7 protein-coding genes, 1 tRNA gene and 1 pseudogene are annotated in these 13,931 nt (G+C 56.9%); 3 read left to right on the plus strand and 6 right to left on the minus strand.

Annotated elements, in window-relative coordinates; all coding sequences use genetic code 11:
• Position 1 precedes the first annotated feature (1 nt).
• From VO84_RS17920 to VO84_RS17935, 4 genes are all read right to left on the minus strand, one after another.
• On the minus strand, positions 2 to 3,160 hold the full coding sequence (locus VO84_RS17920; protein ID WP_058189102.1) for an efflux RND transporter permease subunit: 3,159 nt from the start codon (positions 3,158 to 3,160) through the stop codon (positions 2 to 4).
• Positions 3,160 to 4,314 (minus strand): efflux RND transporter periplasmic adaptor subunit, encoded by a 1,155-nt coding sequence (locus tag VO84_RS17925; RefSeq protein WP_058189103.1) that lies wholly within the window; start codon positions 4,312 to 4,314, stop codon positions 3,160 to 3,162. The genes VO84_RS17920 and VO84_RS17925 overlap by 1 nt, the downstream gene beginning before the upstream one ends.
• Complete coding sequence (locus tag VO84_RS17930; RefSeq protein ID WP_231738053.1) at positions 4,311 to 5,561, minus strand: TolC family protein; 1,251 nt, start codon at positions 5,559 to 5,561, stop codon at positions 4,311 to 4,313. The genes VO84_RS17925 and VO84_RS17930 overlap by 4 nt, the downstream gene beginning before the upstream one ends.
• Before the next feature lie 117 nt (positions 5,562 to 5,678).
• Positions 5,679 to 6,068, minus strand: a complete 390-nt coding sequence (locus VO84_RS17935; protein WP_058189105.1) for a hypothetical protein — start codon at positions 6,066 to 6,068, stop codon at positions 5,679 to 5,681.
• 323 nt (positions 6,069 to 6,391) lie between these two features.
• On the opposite strand from VO84_RS17935, the gene VO84_RS17940 reads away from it, so the two are divergent.
• Together VO84_RS17940 and VO84_RS23385 are read left to right on the plus strand one after the other, a co-directional pair.
• Positions 6,392 to 6,465: transfer RNA gene (locus VO84_RS17940), tRNA-Gln, on the plus strand.
• Between the two features lie 48 nt (positions 6,466 to 6,513).
• A pseudogene (locus VO84_RS23385) lies at positions 6,514 to 6,603 on the plus strand (glycoside hydrolase N-terminal domain-containing protein); the annotation flags it as partial.
• Between the two features lie 272 nt (positions 6,604 to 6,875).
• On the opposite strand, the gene VO84_RS17945 reads toward VO84_RS23385, so the two are convergent.
• Together VO84_RS17945 and VO84_RS17950 are read right to left on the minus strand one after the other, a co-directional pair.
• The gene (locus VO84_RS17945; protein ID WP_082662198.1) at positions 6,876 to 10,442 is read right to left on the minus strand and encodes a glycosyl hydrolase 2 galactose-binding domain-containing protein; all 3,567 of its coding nucleotides are present in this window, start codon (positions 10,440 to 10,442) and stop codon (positions 6,876 to 6,878) included.
• A gap of 30 nt (positions 10,443 to 10,472) precedes the next feature.
• A complete protein-coding gene (locus tag VO84_RS17950) occupies positions 10,473 to 12,017 on the minus strand; it encodes a TolB family protein (protein WP_058189106.1) in 1,545 nt (514 codons plus the stop codon).
• Between the two features lie 358 nt (positions 12,018 to 12,375).
• Between VO84_RS17950 and VO84_RS17960 the strand changes: the two genes are divergently transcribed.
• Positions 12,376 to 13,926 (plus strand): DUF1501 domain-containing protein, encoded by a 1,551-nt coding sequence (locus VO84_RS17960; protein WP_197414099.1) that lies wholly within the window; start codon positions 12,376 to 12,378, stop codon positions 13,924 to 13,926.
• Positions 13,927 to 13,931 lie beyond the last annotated feature (5 nt).

The raw sequence follows: 13,931 nt of genomic DNA on the forward strand, positions 1-13,931 counted from the left end.
CTCAGAACTCCTCGTTCATGTCTACCGCCGGAAGGGCGTCATCCGCGCTTGCAAACCATACATAGAGCGTTGGCAGCAGAAAAATGCCAATGATAAGGTTTGCCAAAAGTCCACCCACAATCACAATGGCGAATGGCCGCTGTGAATCTGAGCCAATGGCATGTGACAAGGCGGCAGGTAACAGGCCCAGAGTCGCTACCAGCATCGTCATCATCACCGGGCGCAGACGCAGGACGGAGCCTTCGACGGCGGCTTCGACGATGTGCTCGCGACTCGATTCCTCCATGCCTCTGCGGTGGGCGCGCAGCTGATTGATGAATTCAATCATGATGACGCCGGTTTCCACCGAGACGCCGAAGAGTGCCAGGAATCCAACCGCCGATGAGACGGAAAAGTTGGTGTGCGTGACGAACAGTGCCAGCGGTCCGCCAACGGAGGCCATGATTACTGAAACAAGAATGATCATGGACCATTTGAAGGAGCCGAACATCGCGTAAAGGATGAGGAAGATGGCAAGCACGGTGATGGGAACCACAATCGCCATGCGCCGGTTGGCGCGCTTCTGGCTCTCGTACTCACCGGCCCATTCGAGATGGTAACCGGCAGGGAGCTTCACATGATGCTCTACTTTGCGGATGGCTTCTTCCACCGTGGAGCCAAGATCGCGCCCGCGTACGGAGTACTTGATGGCGATGTAACGTTGCCCTCCCTCGCGGTTGATCTGTTCGGCTCCGTCGTCGGTCGTGGCGTGAGTTAATTGAGCAAGGGAGACGCGCTCGCCGGAAGGTGAGAGCAGGCGAATGTTCTCAATCGCCTCGCGCGTGTCACGGTACGGCTTCTGGTAACGGACGCTGACGTCGTAGCGAGCCTCGCCCTGCTGCACCTGCGTAACGGCATTGGCGCCCACGGCAGTCTGCACCGCGTCCTGAATGTCGGCTACATTAATACCCCAGCGGGCAGCTGCGTTACGGTCCACGGTGAAGTTGAGATTCGGCTGGCCGACGATGCGGAAGATGCCGAGATCGCCCACGCCTTGCACGCCGGACAACTGGGTTTGAATTTCCTCGGCCTTATGCTCGAGCGTGCGAAGATCATCGCCGTAGAGCTTTACGGCTAGCTCGCCCTTTACGCCGGAGACGGCCTCTTCCATGTTGTCGCTGATGGGCTGTGAGTAGTTCCACAGCACACCGGGGAACTTCGAGAGCTCCTTGTCGATGGCGGCAATCAAGGCCTCTTTATCCTGGTTGAAGACCGGGCGCCAGTCCTTCTTCTGCTTCAGGTCGACGAAGTATTCAGTATTAAAAAAGCCTGCGGTGTCGGTGCCGTCGTCCGGGCGGCCCGTCTGGCTTACTACCTGCGTGACTTCAGGGAAGGAAGCAAGGATGACACGCACTTTATTCGTGAAGTCCACGCTTGCCGTCGGTCCTTCGCTTGGCGGCAGTGTGCCGCGCACCCAGATTGAGCCTTCGTCCAGATGAGGCAGGAACTCCGAACCGATGGGGCCGCCGACCGTGAGATAAACCGCAATTGCGAAGAGGAAGGTGCTCAAGCCAACAGTGATCTTGCGATGCACGATGGCGGCGCGCACCGCAACACGATAGCGGTTCGTGAGCCATCGCAAGATAGGGTTTTCCCATTCCTTTGCGCCCTTGCGGAAGAGGAGACTGGACATGACGGGAGCCACAAGCATGGCGAAGATGAGCGCGCCAATAAGGGCGAAGGTTACGGTCCACGCCATCGGCTTGAAGAGCTTGCCCTCGACCGCCTGCAAGGTAAAGATGGGCAAGTAGGAGACGATGATAATGCCGCGCGCAAAGAAGACCGGGCGTTGTACCTCATGCGCGGCGTCGCGGATTTTCTGTATCGGCGTGCGTGTGTCGTCCTTATGCGCCAGGTGGCGAATGATGTTTTCAATCATTACCACTGAGCCGTCCACAACCATGCCGAAGTCCAACGCGCCGAGCGAGAGCAGATTAGCGGGAATGTGACTTATATCAAGGCAGATGGACGCGAACATGAGCGCAAAGGGAATAGTGAGCGCGACGACAATCGCGCCGCGGATATTGCCGAGGAACAGGAAGAGGATGATCGAGACAAGGATCATGCCTTCGGTAAGATTGTGCTCAACCGTCTCCACGGTAAAGGCCACAAGTTTGGAGCGATCCAGGAACGGTTTGACCTGTACGCCCTTAGGCAGGATCTGCGCGTTGATGTCCTTGACCTTTTCGTGAATGCCCTGCAGCACTGGGTCGGAGTCGTCGCCTTTTTGTAGCAGGACAATGCCTTCGACAGTGTCGGGATTGTCGACGATCGTGCCGTCAGGGTTGTGCCATGCGCGGCCAATCTGCCCCAAGCGGATCTTGGGTCCTTGCTCGACGACGGCAATGTCCTTGACGCGAATTGCTGCCCCATTCGATGTTTTAATGACGGTATTTTCAATATCCGCGACACTTTTATATAAGCCGAGCGCCTGTACGTTGATCTGTTGTGATCCCTGCTCTATGAAACTCCCGCCGCCATTTGAATTATTAGCGGCAATTTGTTGTTCGACCTGTGCGATGGAAAGGCCGTAAGCGACCAGCTTCTCCGGGTCGAGTTTGATCTGATATTCCTTGGTGGACCCGCCAAAGCTTGAAACGTCCACCACACCTTTGACCCCTTTGAACGTCTTTTCAAGCGTCCAGTCCTCAAGCGATTTCTTCTCCATCACATCGTAGGCGGGGTTGGTGCTTTCAAGTGTGTACCAGAAAATCTGCCCGACGGGGCTCCAGTCCGTTCCCATCTGCGGTGTGAGGCCGGCCGGCAGGTTTACCTGGCTCAGCCGCTCCAGCACGTGCTCGCGGTTTACGTCGCCCTTCGATTCGTCATCGAAGATGAGCATGAGGCTCGAAATGCCAGAGAGGGTGGTGGAGCGCAGATGCGTGAGATGTGGAATGCCGGCCATCTGGATTTCAACCGGTACCGTGACTTGGCGCTCGATCTCCTCGGCCGAGCGGCCGGGCCACTGCGTAATGATCTGCACGTAGTTATTGGCAACGTCGGGATAGGCTTCAATGGGAAGATCGCGGAAGGCGAGAACGCCCCACAGGGTCAGCAATACCGTTCCGCCGAGGACAATCCAGCGGTTCGTGAGCGCAAAATCGACAAGAGCGCGAATCATTACTGGTTCCCCGCTGTTTCAAGCATGAGAGCATTGCCAACAACCTGTTGGCCGGGATCGATCCCGGAGAGAATCACCTGACGATTGCCATCGATCGTCTGCCCGGCGAGTACTTCAGTGCGCCTGAAGCGGCTGTCTCCGACAGGTACAAAGACCCACTCACGATCATGCAGATGAAGCACCGCGTCCGCAGGAACAACGACGTGCTGCTCCTTTTTGCGGCTGGTGAATGTCGCTGTGACAAACATGCCCAGCTTCAAAAATCCGGGATTGTCCACTTGAATGCGAACCTTCGCAGTGCGCAATTGCGGATCGAGCACAGGGCCAATGTCGCTGATACGGCCGTGCAACGGCTTATCGGGATACGCGTCTACTTTGATGCGAGCTTCCTGCCCAAGCGCGAGTTTGGGGATGTCATTTTCATACACATCGCAGAGAACCCACAGGGTAGAGAGATCAGCAACGGTAAACGCAGTTGCCGATCCTGAGAGCGAAACACCCGCAGCAGCAGCATTGGTGATGTTTTGACCAATGATGACGCCGGAGACAGGAGCATCAACGTTGACGACGTTGCTGGGATGATCCTTGTCGACTCCGAAGAGCTTCAGCTGTTCTTCAGCGGCGTTGAGATCAGCCTTTGCATTGTTCTCCGCATCGTCAGCCTGTTCCAGCATGGCCTGTGAGGTGGCGCCATGATCAAAGAGATCCTTGGCGCGTAAATCAGCTTTTTTAGCAAGCTGCTCATCATTGACAGCTTTGAGATATGCGTTGAATGCATTTGTGATATCCGGACTTTGGACTTGAAAGAGAACTTGCCCTTTTTTAACGTTATCGCCCAATCGCGCTTTGATGTCGACTACGCGACCATTCGCGAGAGAAATGACCGGAACCTCCCGCGAAATATCGGGCGAGACCGTGCCTGTGGTGGACAATTCTGCGGCAGATTCAGTTTTTTCCGCGGTGACAAGAGGGAACTTGTTTACATCTTTGCTGTCAATCGCGATCAGGTTCATGTCGGCAACTTGAACCACCTGCGCCGGAGGCGGTGCTCCATCGCCCTGCTCTTTCGACTTACATCCAGTGAGAAGCAAAGCTCCCAATACGAGCGGTGTAAGAGCTGCTGAATACTTCTTCGCACAGAAATGCTGCGTCATGGAATCACCTCGCGTCCGACTGCAAGATTCAGTTGTCCGGCGGCCGTCATATATGCACCCACTAGTTGCGCGTAAGCCAGTTGCACCTGGCGATAGTCGCTTTGCGCGCTCAGGAAATCCATCAGTGAAGCTCCGCCATGAAGATAGGAATAGCTCACGGTCTCGCGCACACGCGTGGCCTGATCGTTGTACTTCTCTTTGTAGGGTTTAAGCAGGGCAATGTTACTGCGGACAAGCTCAAACGCGGTGTCTACATCGCTGAAAACCTGCGCGCGTGTGCCCTCGGCAGCTTGCGCTGCGCGATCCATGTCGATCTGTGTGCGTTGCTTCTCGCCCTGATTATGGTCGAAGATACGCAACGGGATCGTCACATTGGCTCCAATATATGGACCCAATGGAGGATTGGCGCCTCCGTCCACGGCAAAGGTGGGGTCGGTCGAACCATTTGCAATGGCCAACTTGTGGTTGGTTTGCGATTGCTGAATTGTTTGCAGAGCAGCCTGGAGATCTGGACGCGCTGCGGCTGCGGCGTCTCGGTAGGTCTCAAGCGGTTGCAGTGTGTCGCCAAAATCGAAAGCGCCGGCGACATCAAACTGGTCGATCGGAGTGCGATCGTTAAGCATCTGCAGCAGCTGAATCTTGGCTGTGCGCAAATTTACGAGCGCGGTTTGAAGCTCGGACTCATACTGCACGCGCTGAAGTTCTATGCGGTCCAGGTCAATCTGCGCAATGTCGCCGGCCTTGAAACGGTGCTGGCTGATGTCGATGATCTTGTCGTAGAACTCAAGATCGTTTTTTGCCAGACCGAGAACATATTTCGCCTGTAGCGTATTCACAAATGCTGTACGCAGGGAGAAGATCAGGTTACGCTCCAGATCTTCATGTTGAGACTGCGTAATTCGCGTGCCTTCCTGAGCGGTTTCGAGGCGCAACTCGCGCTTGTGCTCGCGCTCGTGCAGGTAACTGATATTTCCTGTCGTAAGTGCGTCGGAGAGCGGCCGATACGCACTGCCCGGAATATTTGGATCGTAATGCTTGCCGAAAGGGTAAGTCTGGTCCAGCGTCATGGAAAGCTGAGGATTGGGACGCAGATAGGCAGTAATCTCCTGCGCCTTCATTTCGGCCACATTGTCGGCGTCAGCCTTCAAAACGGGATTTGAAGCTTCGAACCGGGCTTTCACCTGATCCCAGGTGAGACCCTGCTGTGCGGCAAGGGAGACAGGCGCGAGCGCGAGCAGTACTGCCACCGCGGGTGGAGACAGGGAAGGAAAGACTCTGTTCATACACATGCCTTACGCCGCGGTTTGCACGGCGGACTCGGAAAGGGGAAAAGCCTGATTATGCGAGAAAAGATGGGGGCGCAGCTATGCAACAGGCGGAGGACGGTTCGCAATGGACGTCAGTGCAGGACGAGCAACAACACGTAACACAGGCTTTCCTGGAGGAAGAGACTGAACAATACCGAAAGCATATACAGTACGGATCGAAGGCGGCGCTACGGCAGTTATTTGCAGAAGATGCGCGCTTCCCGGCGTCAGGTGATCCCGACGCAAGGAATTATCTGTTTCGGCGGGATTCTGGGCTGCCATCAGGTCGTCACTGACAGAGATCACCGGAAACAAAATTGCGATCAGAACTGCAATAGCAATAATCTGGCTGCACCTGTTCTGATCCAGGCGGCAACCGGTACGGAGCCACAAGACCACAAGCGTAGAGGCCAGAGCTGCCCAGGCGAAATTGAGAAAAATCTCCACGCTCGATTCCGTTCTTATCCTACCAGCAGGTGAATTAAACCTTCCGTCTCTTTTTGGAGCTCTAATGTTTATATAAAGATTTTGCACACTTAGACATAACAGAGTCATAAAGAGAGTACAAAAAATCTGCGGTGGATGCTGAACCGGCGACGCACGTGCTGAGCTGTGCCTTTAGAAGACCTGAGATAAGTCAACCGCCTGCCACGGCTGATTGTTTGACCTAAGGGAGCCAATCCCTTATGATCAACAGGTTCGCTCATAAAAACGTGGCGCCAGTCACGATGAGCTCACATAAGGCTACGAGCCGGATTTTCTGCGCTAGTTGCCCCCTCGTTCAATGGTAGGACAGATGCCTCTGGAGCATCATATCGGGGTTCGAATCCCTGGGGGGCAACCAATAAATTGATTCCAAAAGGTTTATTAAGGTTCGAGAAAGTTCGCGGAACGATGGCTGGAAGCGTTGCCGATCGGGAACGGCCGCCTTGGCGGCATGATCTTTGGTGGCATCAATCTCATTTCCGCCTCGACCCCGTAAATGGATCCGCAACTTTAAAGGTGCGTTCGCGAACTCAAAACATTTCGTCTCGATGAAGAACTCCAAGCAATCAGATGGGATGCCGTCCAGCATTGATCCCACGGTGCTGGGGCCCACGGCCTAGGCAATCTGCGGAGCCGCATAGCAGTGGTATCCGACTTGCGACAGCATTCCCGATGAGAAGATGGCCGCGCCCGCTTGACCGGAGAGGCGGAACAAGCTGCAGGTTACTGAATCTCGCCGTAAGTCTCGCAAGCTAGCTCGGCGTGGCTTTACTGCACGGCAACTGTGCTTGTCTCCAAATTCCAACCACGCAGGCCGATCGCAGGTTTTATGGCTCCTCCAGGGAACTCGATGGAAACGTTGCGCTCTTCGCCCGGCAACAGCGAAACGTAATTCTCGCTGTAGTAGGCGGGAAGAATGCGGTCACCGGTGGAGGCGTCCTTGAGCGTGAGCTTGACGAGCAGAGCGGGTGCAGGTCCGGAGTTCTTAATACGCACCAGAGCTTTGCGCTCGCCATCTGCGGCGCTCACGGTGGCAGTGGTGGAAAGTGTGGCTTCGGGGAGATTGCCGAGTTCGCGGAGAGCGGTTTCGTCCCTCGACCACCAGTAGAAGTTATCGCTGATGGGCGCGCCGTCGGCGGAGCTTACCTGCAGCTGGACGAAGACAGTGTGGCCGGCGGCAAGCTTTTCGAGATCGGGCTTGCTTACGGGCGTTCGCGCATCGGCGGCGGCCTGTACGGAAGTGGTTTCATCGCTCAAAGTTTTGCCGTCGACGCCCACGACATGCACGCGCACCTTGAATGGCCGTGCTTCATGCAGGTTGATGAGATCGACGGAGCTGTCGACCAGATTGAGCTGTGCGTGGATCGGCTCACAGGCCTTCTGTGAACCAAAAAAACTCGATTGTGTGTCGTAGTCCGAGCCGAGAAAGTTCCATTCAGTGCTGGGCCACGCTGGCTGTGTCATCCAGATGAGGCGCGCCGAGTTCGGCTGCCAAAGATGCGCCGCAAAGCCCTCGAAGATGGCGCGATGCGCGGCGTAGTCAATCATCTGCGCCTTGCGCTCAAAATCTTCTAGGCTCGTCGGCGCGCCAAAATCCTTCTCCATGGTCTGCATGAAAGGCTTCACGGCTCCGTTCCCCAACTGGTGCCAATCGTGATACGCCCACGTATCGCTGATGGGCCAGCGATCAGGCTCGGGGATGAATGCCTTGAGGCCCTCAAGCGTGGGAACGCTCGGAATTCCAAGCTCCACGCTGAAGCCGCGATTGATGTTGTAGTAGGTATCGAGCGTCTGCAACTGGTACGGGCCGGAATTGCGCAGGTTCACCCGGTTGGAGCTGCCGGTGTAGTAACGCGTGTGGTCCAGCGTGCGCACCAGTTTGGCCAGGCCCTCGTTGATGATTGGCTGCGGCACTCCCTCATTGCGTCCGCACCACAGAACAATCGACGCGTGATGGCGGAAGTGCAGAATGCTGTCGCGCGCATTGTTGAGAAACAGCTCCGGGTCCTGTGCTTCGATGTTGTAATTTTGCGTGGACTCCCAGAAATCGTTCCACACCATCAGGCCGTATTTATCGGCCAGTGCATAGAAGTTCTCTTCCGTATTCTGTCCCATCCAGTCGCGGATGATGTTCACATGCGCGTCGCGATGCAGCCTGAAATACGGCTCCAGGTGCTCGATGCTGACGCGCTTGCGGCTGTCGTCCATGCCCCAGTTGCCGCCGCGCGCCGCAATGCGCACTCCGTTTACTTTAATCACAAGGTCCGTACTGGGCCAGTCGCCATCGACAGGGCGAATCGACGGCGTTTTCTCAGCACCCGGCGCGAGCGAATGTACCCAGGCCTGCCGCATCCATTCCGGCGAGGGCTGCCCCGGCTTCAGCAGATTCGGCGTCTTGTCCTCGATGCTGCGAATGCCCTGGTTCGACTCGTTGATGAGAGGAGCAGCCTCATCGTGTGTGCGGCTCGGCAGCACTTCCACGCGGCGCAAGTGGCCAGTCGCGTCCATCAGCGAGAGCTCGTAGCTCACTTCCCTCATGCCAAAATCGATCTGTTGCTCCGACGAAACCTTTCCATCGGCCGTGAAGCGCACCGTGAGCGCATGAAGCGCGGGCTCGCCGTAGCCGTTGGGCCACCACAGGCGCGGATGCTGCACCTTGAGCTGCGGAAACTCCTCTGGCTTGAGGCGCACCACGGTCTCGCCGGGACTTATGTGCAGGTGCTTTGTCACCGTCACATTGTCAAAGCTCGCGGTTAGCTCGCCCTCCACGCCGGAGTTCGCTGTATCGACCAGTGGCACTTCGATTTCAACGTCGGCTTCGCTTCGATCCGCCTTCGGCAGTGTCGTAATCACGTTCAGGTCGCCGACTTCGACAGCTCCGGATCTGGTCAAGGTAACATCCTGCCAGATGCCGGTGTTGCGGTCGCGTATGCTCGGAATCCAGTCCCATCCCTCTGCCGCGCCAAAGGTGGGTCCGTCCAGCATCTCCATGCCGCCATTCTCACCGGGGCCTGCTTTGATGGACTCCTCCTGCGCCAATCCCGGATGCGGTGGCGGACTTACGCGAATGGCGAGCGCATTGGCTCCATTCGCGGCCAGCAAGGATGTCACATCAAACTTGCCGCGCAGAAAAGCTCCGGTAAAGCCGCCCAGGTTGCTCCCGTTGAGCCAAACCTCCGAGGCATAGTTGACTCCCTCAAAGGTCAGCGTGATGTGATCTCCCTGCGAGACTGCAGGTGACTTGAACTCGACGCGATACCAGTAGTCCTGGTGGGCCAGCGACTCGGGAATGGCAAGGTTGTTGAGGCCGTAGTCGGGGTCCGGATAGATACCGCGATCAATCATCGTGGTCAGCACGGTGCCAGGCACGGTAGCAGCGAGCCAACTGTCCGCACCAAATCCCACGCGCGAAATCTCTTCACCCGCAGCCTTCACGTCTGGAGCGGCGGCAAGCTTCCATCCGCCGCGCAGTGTCCACGGATTGCCGCCGGCAAGTTCAGTGTGCAGGTCAGCGGCACTCAGAGGCTTGGCAACCGACTTCTGAATTTCCCCCTTGCCATTCGGCAGCGTCATGGGATCCTGCGGCTGGTTCTGGCCGAGCATTCCGCGCGTGGAGACGGACCAGTGAAGGGAAGTCTCCGTGTATTGCGGGAGCCCGAAGTCCGGGGGATTTGCTGCAAAATTGTCAACCTGCGCGGCAGTGAGGGGCTGGGAGTAGAGCTTGAGGAAGGCGATCTTTCCGCCGAAGTGCAGGCTGGAGACACCTGATGTCTGCGAAGGAGCTATTACCAGATGCGCGGCGACGGCGTCCTGCAAAAGAGAAGACGCTGCGACCGCTTTGCCATCGGCGTAGAGTGTAACTCTGTCTCCTTCGCTGACGGCGGCGGCAAAATGCCACTCGGCACTGGAGAGCGGCTTGTCAGATGTGATGAATTTGCCTGATCCAGTGCCTAGCCAGAGGGCAAGATGATTGCCCTTAAGGCCGATGAAGCGGGCATCTTTGGCTGCTGGGTCGCCAAAGCCGGCAAGAAGCACAGTTCCATCAGTGCTGAGAGTGTCTGTAGAGCGAAACCAGAAGGAGATTGTCCATTGCGCATGGGCGGCAAGCAACTCCGCAGGGATTGGACCTGCTGATGGCGGGCCGCCATAGGCTCCGGGCATAGGTTCAGAGAGGCCGGGACCGTCGGGAAGAACAATGACGTTCCAGGGTCCGTAGACTTCGGTTGGCGTCTGCTGGGCGCGTGCATAAGGCACAAGCACAAGGCATGCAACGGTAGCAAAGCAGACGACTGAGCCAATGCGTGAAAAGCGGGGCGCAAAGAGGGACAGGTTCATGACGCTCACCATCCTAAATGGATTGCTGACTTAATCGCGCGGCTCGTCAATGAGGAGTTGATAGCTGACGAAAGCTACCTTGGTGCTGTCGGGCGACCATGAGGGAACATTCATAGTGCCTTGCCCTCCGAAAAGGTGAGCCAACACCTTAACCTTCTTGTCGGCCAGTGTGATTACATTCAGCGTTACGTCCTTGTTGGGCGGATGACCGGTAACGCCCTTTTCAAAACTGACGTAGACCATGGATTTGCCGTCGGGCGATATGTGCGGAAACCAGTCATTGGTTTCGCTCATAATGACCTGTTCCTGGCTGCCGCCGTCGGGATGCATGCGCCAGATCTGCATGTGTCCGGTGCGCTCAGAGTTGAAGTATATCCACGCACCATCGGGCGAGTACTCGGGGCCATCGTCCAGTCCCGGAGCGGTGGTCAGGCGCTTCTCTTCGCCTCCAGCAACCGGAATGGTGTAAATGTCAAAGTTATCGCCGCGCTGGCCGGTGAAGGCGAGCGTTAAGCCATCCGGCGACCAGCCATGCCAGTAGGACGGCGCATTCGGAGTGATCTGCTTCGGCGTGCCGCCGGTAATTGGCAGCGTATAGACCTGAGACCTCTTCAACTGAGTTGAATCACTGAAGGCGATCATAGTGCCATCCGGCGAGATACCGTGATCGTTATTGCACTGTACCTGCGCGCCGGTGGAAATATGCTCGGGCGTATCTCCGCCGACGGCAAGTTTGTAGATGCCGCCGTTTTGATTGAACAGGAAGAACGATCCATCGTGCGACCAGTTGGGCGCCTCAAAGTGCGCCTGCGCCACGTAAGCCACGCGGCGATCGGTGGAGGCAATCGGAACCGTTTCAAGCGTGCTCCAGAGAATGGGTTTCATATCACCGGCAGCATGCAGGGCTTCGATTTTGACGCGCAAGAAGCGAGCTGTCTCTGTCGCGTTCTTATCATGCGCACACACGCCGATGCCTACATAGAATTCGCCGTTCATGGGCAGCTTGATGGATGCGCCGGAGGGATGCAGCTTGCCGTCCTTCCCCGCGACAAAGGCATAAAAGAAGTCGCCGCGCTTTTCCAGACGCACCCGCTCCGGAGCCACAAGGTTCGATTGCACCTCATGATCATCGTCGCCGGGCGCCAGCCGAAACTGCAGCGAGGTTAGTCCGTCGCCATGCCTGGCCACGTCCACGGCAGGCGAGTTGCCATCGAGGCTCTGCCGGATCATCAACACAGCCTTGCGGTGATTGTTGCCTTGAGTGCCCTCAAATGCGATGTCTGCCGAGATCGCCACATCGCCTGAGGCTTTTTTCCAGACAAAATGAAAATCATCCGTGCCAAACCACATATTTTCGCCGCTGCCTGTCACGGTGTACGTTCCTGCCCCGGCATCATAGCGGGCTGCGCCGGCGTGGAGCACAGTCCCCACATCGCCGTGGCTCTCAAAGACTCCCAACGGCTCGATATGTGTCTGGCCTTGAGCTTCGGCGGCCCGGGCATGAAGCGCGAAAAATAGTGCCAGCGCGGCAATTGTCATCAGGGCTGGGGAAACGCGGCTGGTTCGCATATTCATGACATGTCTCCGGAGTGTCCTGCGCACGACGAATCCTTTCTTGTCGCGCGGCAACGTGTCTGGTATGGTTCGGTGGAAACGTTATCACCCAGTTCAAGCTGTGGTCAAAATTCTGACCGGTCACGGACTACAACAAGGACATGCTGTCTCTCGCCACCCCAGCAAATTGCAGCGCTCTCTTCGGGAGTGTATAGTGCACATTCTTCATGACTTGTCCGCAAGCGCAGCCCATTTGAGCAGAGAATTGCATACGGCCTTCCCCGGCGGGGATTATCATGTTGATCGAGGTTGGCGGCTGTGTATTTTTGTCGTGAAGCCTGAACGTATTCTCATGGAGATCAGACGTTAAGGAGATGCGATGAAGCAACATCCGCTTTGCACTGATTGCGAGACTGCCCTGGATGTGATGAAGATGCCCGTACCGCTGGCTTTGAAGCAGGAGTGGGCGGCCGTCCAGACACGCCGTAATTTTCTGGGCCGGGCAGGAAAAGCGCTAGGTTGGGCCGCGCTTGCCAGTCTTGCAGGCGAAGGCATTCTGAGCCGTGTTGCTCATGCTGGCGGGGCTTCGAATGCGCACATTTCCCGGGCGGAACAACTTGGCCTGCCGCACTTTGCTCCGAAAGCTAAGCGCGCCATTTACCTCTTCATGTCCGGTGGCCCATCGCAAATCGACTTGCTCGACTATAAGCCGGCTCTGGCCGCTCGATTTAACCAGGATTTGCCGGAATCGATACGCGGAGGGCAACGGTTGACGGGCATGACAAGCGCCCAGGCGCATTTTCCCATTGCTCCGTCGCACTGGGGGTTCAAGCGCTATGGACAGTCGGGCGCGCATGTAAGCGATTTGCTGCCGTACACGGCGCAGATGGTGGATGACCTGACGATCATTAAATCCACCAATACGGACGCCATCAACCATGAGCCCGCGATCATGCTGATGAATACGGGCAACATGAATGCAGGCAAACCGTGCCTGGGCTCATGGCTCGCATATGGGCTGGGCAGCATGAATGACAATCTGCCGACCTTTGTTGTGCTGCAAACGAAGCTGAACGATAAGGAGAATAATCAGCCGGTTTCGTCGCGTCTGTGGAGCAGCGGTTTTCTTTCGTCCGAATTTGCGGGCGTGGGTCTACGGTCAGGCGGCGACCCGGTGCTGTACCTGTCGGATCCTGACGGCGTGGACCGGGAGGTGAGACGCAAGATGCTGGACGCGGTGGAGGAATTGAACCGGCAGACGCTGGCCGAACTGGGCGATCCGGAGACGAATGCGCGCATTTCGCAGTACGAAATGGCCTACCGCATGCAGACCTCCGTGCCCGATCTGGTGGACCTGCGCAAGGAGCCGCAGTCAACGTGGGATCTCTACGGGGAACAGGCGAAGCAGCCAGGAACCTTTGCCTACAATTGTCTGCTGGCACGGCGCATGGCTGAGCGCGGGGTGCGGTTTACGCAGATTTACAAGCGCGGCTGGGATACCCATGGGGATGTGACGGGGCTTTTGCCGCAGCTTTGCAGCGAGGTAGACCGCGGCTGTTATGCCCTGGTGACGGACCTGAAGCGGCGCGGATTGCTGGATGACACGCTTGTGATCTGGGGCGGCGAATTTGGCCGTACGGTTTACAGCCAGGGCGGGCTTTCCAAGGAAAATTACGGACGCGACCATCATCCGCGTTGCTTTACAACGTGGATGGCTGGTGGTGGCGTGCGCTCCGGCATTACCTTTGGCGAGACGGATGACTTTAGCTACAACGTGGTGAAGGACCCGGTGCCTGTGCGGGATTTCAACGCCACGATCCTGCATTGCCTGGGCATTGATCACAATCGGTTCACGTATGAGTTTCAGGGACTGGACCAAAAGCTGACGGGAACTACGCCAGCCAGTGTGGTGCAGGGATTACTTGCTTAGCATTT

Source organism: Occallatibacter gabretensis (genome assembly GCF_001449115.1).
GTDB lineage: Bacteria > Acidobacteriota > Terriglobia > Terriglobales > Acidobacteriaceae > Telmatobacter > Telmatobacter gabretensis.